Annotated in this window: 1 protein-coding gene; it reads right to left on the reverse strand. The window is 52.5% G+C overall.

All coding sequences use genetic code 11. The annotated features are described in order from the left end of the window. Window positions 1-640 (reverse strand): Calx-beta domain-containing protein (locus IQP38_RS25570; protein WP_322621765.1); only part of this gene is annotated, 640 nt, incomplete at both ends.

Genomic DNA, 640 nt, shown 5'->3' on the forward strand with positions numbered 1-640 from the left:
ATGCCAGTCACCGTCACACTGAAATCTTCTGGACCTTCATAAACAGCATCATCAATAGAAGCAATGCGCACATCAAACTCAGTTTGCCCCGCTGGCACCGTTACTACACCATCGTTTGGCACTGCAACCCAACCGCTTCCCGTGTTGTATTCTAGGGTGCCCAAATCTCCAACTTCGGTATCGCCAAGATTAAGACCCAATTCCACTTGCGTTTCCGCTTCAGACGCGTTCGATAGCGTCACTTTGAAGTTCGCCGTGTCACCCTCATTAATGGTGCCAGCATCTGAAATAGTCACGCTTGGACGGTCATCATCCGGATCAGGTCCTGGACCCGTGCCGTCGTCCACTATCGTCGCCGTACCCGTATCGCTGCCTTGCACTGCGCCAATGCCAGTCACCGTCACACTGAAATCTTCAGGGCCTTCGTACACCGCATCATCAATGGAAGCGATACGCACATCAAACTCAGTTTGCCCTGCTGGCACCGTTACTACGCCATCGTTTGGCACTGCAACCCAACCACTTCCCGTGTTGTATTCTAGGGTGCCTAAGTCTCCAACTTCGGTGTCACCTAAGTTCAGGCCTAGCTCGACTTGAACAGTGGACTCGGAGGCATTCGACAGCGTCACTTTGAAGTTCG

The sequence above is a fragment of the Vibrio sp. OPT41 genome (genome assembly GCF_015163595.1).
Taxonomy (GTDB): Bacteria; Pseudomonadota; Gammaproteobacteria; order Enterobacterales; family Vibrionaceae; genus Vibrio; species Vibrio alginolyticus.